General features: G+C 69.1%; 4 protein-coding genes and 2 pseudogenes. 1 reads left to right on the forward strand and 5 read right to left on the reverse strand.

Translation table 11 applies throughout. The annotated features are described in order from the left end of the window. On the reverse strand, positions 1-414 hold a 414-nt coding region (locus AB0I94_RS41860; protein WP_363315074.1), incomplete at its 3' end, for an alcohol dehydrogenase catalytic domain-containing protein. Between the two features lie 89 nt (positions 415-503). Between AB0I94_RS41860 and AB0I94_RS41865 the strand changes: the two genes are divergently transcribed. Next, entirely contained in the window at positions 504-947 is a 444-nt protein-coding gene (locus tag AB0I94_RS41865; RefSeq protein WP_363315075.1) for a MarR family winged helix-turn-helix transcriptional regulator, read from the forward strand. Between the two features lie 648 nt (positions 948-1,595). Here AB0I94_RS41865 and AB0I94_RS41870 read toward each other — a convergent pair. From AB0I94_RS41870 to AB0I94_RS41885, 4 genes and pseudogenes are all read right to left on the reverse strand, one after another. After that, positions 1,596-2,147, reverse strand: a complete 552-nt coding sequence (locus AB0I94_RS41870; protein ID WP_363315076.1) for a transposase family protein — start codon at positions 2,145-2,147, stop codon at positions 1,596-1,598. A gap of 12 nt (positions 2,148-2,159) precedes the next feature. Continuing rightward, positions 2,160-2,246: pseudogene (locus tag AB0I94_RS41875) on the reverse strand (hypothetical protein); the annotation flags it as partial. A 312-nt stretch (positions 2,247-2,558) separates the two neighbouring features. Next, positions 2,559-3,101, reverse strand: a complete 543-nt coding sequence (locus AB0I94_RS41880; RefSeq protein ID WP_363315077.1) for an N-acetyltransferase — start codon at positions 3,099-3,101, stop codon at positions 2,559-2,561. Positions 3,102-3,612: 511 nt separating this feature from the next. Continuing rightward, positions 3,613-4,908: pseudogene (locus AB0I94_RS41885) on the reverse strand (hypothetical protein); the annotation flags it as partial.

Genomic DNA, 4,908 nt, shown 5'->3' on the forward strand with positions numbered 1-4,908 from the left:
TCCCACATGTCGCGAACCCGCCTGCGCCGCGTCGTCGCGAGGCCCCCGACGCGCCCGAGCGGAACACGCGCCCCCCCCCGCCCCCCCGGCGCCCCCCCCGTCCGGGATCCGGGAAGTCATGGCGGTGTTGAGAACCGCGAACTCGGCGTAGGCGTCGGCGAAGCACAGCCCGGTGACACGCTCTCCGACGCCGAAGGCGGTGACACCCGCACCTGCGGCGACGACCTCCCCGGCGACCTCGCCGCCGAACGAGATCGGCTCACCGCCCTCCCGCACCTTGCGCACGGTGGGCAGGGTCACCCCGACCGCCTCGACCCGGATCAACACCTCCCCAGCTCCCGCCGCGGGTCGGTCGACCTCCTCGGCGAACAGCACCTCGGGTCCACCGTTGACCTCATGGCGAATGCGCAGCACAGGACCTCCCCGAACCAGTTTCATTGGATGCCCCAACGTTACGGCGAAAGTCATTGGGGAGCCCAATGACTTTTGGATAGGCTGAGCACATGACCTCGGACCTCCAGCGCATCCAGTCCCTGCCGACCTGGCTCGTCGGCCGTGTCGCGGCGCGTGGCCGGGGTATGGTCGCCGACGCGATCGCCGCGGAGGGGCTGAAGCTCATGCATCACGCGGTGCTGGCCGCGACCGCCGACTACGGGCCCACCACCCAGGCCGAGCTGGGCCGCCGGTTGGCCGTCGACCCCAAGGACATGGTCGGCATCCTCAACCACCTCCAGATGGAGGGCCTCGTCCTGCGCGCCCCCACGCCCTCCGACCGCCGCAAGAACGCCGTCACCGTCACCCCGCAGGGCACGGCCGTCCTCAACCGCTGCACAGCACTGGCCGAAGCCGCCAATGCCGAGCTGCTGGCACCACTCATCCCCGATGAGCAGAAGCAGCTGATGGCCCTGCTGACCCGACTCCACGAAGCACCGCAGAACCCGGCCTGATCCGAAAAAGCCGGCCTGGTCCGCCCCGCCGGGCCCGGCTCACGGGCCCGGCAGTTCCTTGCCCCCGAAACACTGTTGCCAGCCCAGGATCCCGAGGTTCTGCCATAACACCCCAAGGTGGATCTGGCTGGGCGTCAGCCTCGTCGCTTCCGCCAGTTCCACTGGACACAGTCCAGAGCTCGCGTCCAGGGCGCGGTAGATCTTGCCCGCCCACAGCTCGGCGTCCACGAACCGCCGCTGCCAGGTCCTGTCGGAGCCGTGCGACCTATGCGGGCGACGGCCGTTCCCTGAATGTCAGCGGTGCTGTGCCCTCGGCAGGTGTGCTAGCGGACCATGATCAACTTCGTTGGTCGGCGTCATCGCGCCGGTGGTGCCGCAGATCGCTGTGCGCACTGGCGCACAGGATCGGATCTGTGCGCAGTGCTCAGTGTCTTGCGGGCCGCGATGGAGTCTCTGCGCAGTCAGACCGACGCGACGTCGCGTCGCGTGTAGGCGAGGACCTTACGACGATGTTCGCAGTTGAGGTTGGGGCGTGTTGGTCTGGCGGGTTGTTCGGGTGAGTGATCAGCGGTGGGCCGCCCGATCGGAGGCCAGGGACGCGACGGCATCGATGGTCTGGGCCAGGTACTCACGCTTGCCGTGGTAGCGCTAGAGGACTCTCCAGGTTCTGATCTCGGCGATGGCGTGCTCGACACAGATCCGTTCGGATGACTGATGCCTGCGCGCACGCTGGTAGACGGTGGTCTCGTCCGCAGAGGCGGCTTGGCCAGGCTTGGGCGGCGGGACCACGATCCGCTTCGGGTCGAGCTTGGCCACGCCCCGGTAGCCGGAGTCCAGGGGCAGTTCGACTTGGGGGAACTGGCCGAGCAGGTCCTCAATGCCTTCGGTCTTGAGCGCGGTCTGGTCGTGTACCCTGCCTGGCCGATGGGCGCCGACCCACAGCGGGCGGCCCTTGCTGTCGGAAGCGACGGTGCACTTGTGGGTGTTCTGCCGCCGCTTGCCTGAGACGAACCGGCGCCTTCCGGGCCGGAGGGCGGCGGTTCGGCGGACCTGGATCTCGGTGCCGTCCAACCGCAGGCGCACACCCTCGGCCTGCGCATAGGCGAAGACGTCGGCCAGGGTGCGCAGGCGGAACCCGGTGGGGGTAGCGAAGCCGCAGGCGGCTAGCAGCGGCCTGATCTCTCCGATGGCCTTGGTCACGGTGCACCGGTCGACGTCGAACAGCTCAGCCGAGGCCGCGTGGGTGAGGTCCAGCCGCAGGTGCGCGAGGGTGACCAGGACCCGGTCTACGAAGACCAGCCCGTGCCGACGGCCGCACCTGCGGCCCGAAGGCGTTCACCGTGGCGCCGCTCGTGCAGTCGGCTCTCGCGTTGAGCTGACCAAGGCCCGGCCAACTCCTCGATCAAGTTGCCGAGATGGGCCCGGGACAGGCTCGTGAAGGCAGAATGGGACAGGGCCGTACGGGCCCATTGAGACGACACATCCAATGAACCCTACGGCCCTGTTCACGTTACGGCCCGACGCCTCGCTGATCGCGCGCAACCGACGACGAGCTGGACATCGCCACTGTGATAGTCCTGGGGATCAGGTCGAGTGCCTGCGGGTAGTCACTCATGCCTCGGGGTCGCGCAGGCCGACGCAGTCAAAGGCCCAAAAAACCTCTGAGTAGACGAAGGTGCCCGTCATCCACGGCTCGTGAGCGGACAACCGGACGACCTGGAACGCGGCTTCAGGAATACGCAGCGACGGCGAACGGAAGCCCACCGCGCTGGCACCCTCGAAACCGCGCGTGCCGTAGTAGCGCGGCGAACCCTCCAGGAATACCAACGGCACACCCTGGCTGTCGGCCGCCGCGAGGGCGTACGCGATGAGCTGAGTACCGATGCCCTGACGCTGGAACTCCGGGACCACGCCCAGCGGTGACAGCGACAGGACGTCCACGATCCGGCGCGGAGCGTCCAACCGCGTCGCGCTCAGCAGAACATGCCCGACGACCCGGTCATCAACGGTGGCGACGAAGGACATCGGCGCCAACGCAGCCTCCGCAACGCGAAGTGCTTCCACGAGCCCGGGCACCCGCTCGCTGTCACCGAAGGCGCGCGTATGAACCTCGCGCACATCTCGGTGATCGTCAGCGGTCTCTTGCCGGATCACCAGCCCGGCGCCACCGGGAGCGATCCGAGAGCCTTCAGGCGCATCGTGTGACGTCATGGCCGCGAGAGTAGATCGCGGGGCGGCTCAAGCGCGAGGCAATTGCGCACCAGGTCGTTAGCGAGCGCCGCCTCGGTAGAGACCGGCGGACGTTCCTTCCAGGAGGTCATCACCTCCCAGACGGTGGCCGCTGCTGTGCGTACGTGCACAGCGAACCCATCGGGGAGCGCACCCAGGCCCCCGTCGTCGCCGTACGCGCCGGTAACGACCGGGCTGTACAGCATGTAGTCAGCAGGCGGGGGTCGTCCGGCGCCGTAGGCAGGCCAGCGTCCAGGCGGTGACGTTCGGCAGTAGGCCCAAGCGGGCGCCTGTGCTGTGCAGATGGCTGACGGGGGCGCAGTGCGCACACTCCGGCCGGGCCTGCACAGCGGCGGGGCTGCGCACGGCCCACTGCCACTCTGAATCCCGTGATCAGTGGGGGCGCGGTTCAGCCCAATCCTGGTTGGGCAGTGCGCTAGCTGATGACCGATGACCAATCGACGACGTCCGGGGCGATCGCCCGGCGACGACGGCGGAAGTCTTCTATCCGTTCGGCCATCCACTGAGCGGTGAGCGGCTTGTTGTGGAGGCCCTTGATGCCGCGCTCGTTGACCTCTTCGAGGAGCGCCACCAGGTCGGGTTCGGTTCCCGTCGTCTCGCACATTGCGGCCCAGACGGCGTAGGCGCGGAACTCCAGCTGGTAGCGGCCAACTGCGTTGGCTTTCACCGGCCGTCCCTGCGGGTTGGTGATGCCCAGGCCAGCGAGATGCGCGGCCAGCTCTTCCCGGCTGGGGTCACGCCCGTGGGTGTGCAGGAAGGACTCGTAGCCCAGGTAATAGCGGTCCACTGCGGTCGGCTGCACGGCCTCGTGCGGAGCAGACGCACGCGGAGTTGGGCCGTGCTCCAGGCTGGGCTCGCGCTGTTCGGCCGGCGGGCCGGGCGGCACGGGCCCCTGTTTCTTCACCTCTGGCGGGACGCGCGAGCCGGGTACGGCCGCAGTTTCTTCCAGGGCTTCGCCTACGTCCGGTGTCGCCTGCTGTGTCGGCTCCACGTTGGCGGATTCCACGTCGAGGTCCGGCTGGTAGCGCTGGCGCAGCACCGCCACGCAAGAACCGATCGCCTGCTCATCCAACGGTCCGCCACTGCGGCCGACCACGCCGAACACGTCCATCAAGAAGCGGCCGAACTGGTGGGCGTTGGGGTAGTCGCCCAGCTCTGCGACGTACGCGCAGAACGCGGCGTAGTACTGCTCGTCATCGAGCTCCCTCACCGAGGACTTGGTCTGCCCCGCACGGAACCACGGGCTCGCTGCGCTCTGCCGGTCCGCTCTCTGCTGACCAGCGCCCCGGTGGGCGGTTTCGTGCGCCTGGTCCGCGGCCGTGTCTGCCTCTGGGCCGTGCTCGCCGTGCGACGGCTCTCGCTGCGCACGGCGGGATCGGGGACCGGGAACGCTGAGCGACTCTTCCGCACCACGCGGTGCACAGCCCCCCTTGTTCCCGGGCAGTCCCGATGGGCCCCTGCTCAGGCTCCGCTTCATGAGCTCGTCCTGACCGGGGCTCATGTACGCGCGCTCCCCCACCTCTGCGTCGATCTGCTCATCCGACTGCACCTCCGGCGCCGGCGGCAGCAGCGCGGGCTCGATGCCCGCCGCCGCGAGCCCCGCCGGTCCCGTCTGGGCCAGCGGTACGCCGAACCGCGCCAGGCGCAGCGGCATCAGGGACTCGACGGGGGCCTTGCGGCGCCAGGAGCGGCCGAAGCGGGCCTGGAGGCG

Origin of the sequence: Streptomyces sp. NPDC050147 (assembly GCF_040660195.1) — a bacterium.
Classification (GTDB): domain Bacteria; phylum Actinomycetota; class Actinomycetes; order Streptomycetales; family Streptomycetaceae; genus Streptomyces.

Bases quoted from the DNA above. Each gene is read 5' to 3' on its own strand.
- AB0I94_RS41865 (WP_363315075.1), top strand. From the start codon at position 504: ATGACCTCGGACCTCCAGCGCATCCAGTCCCTGCCGACCTGGCTCGTC.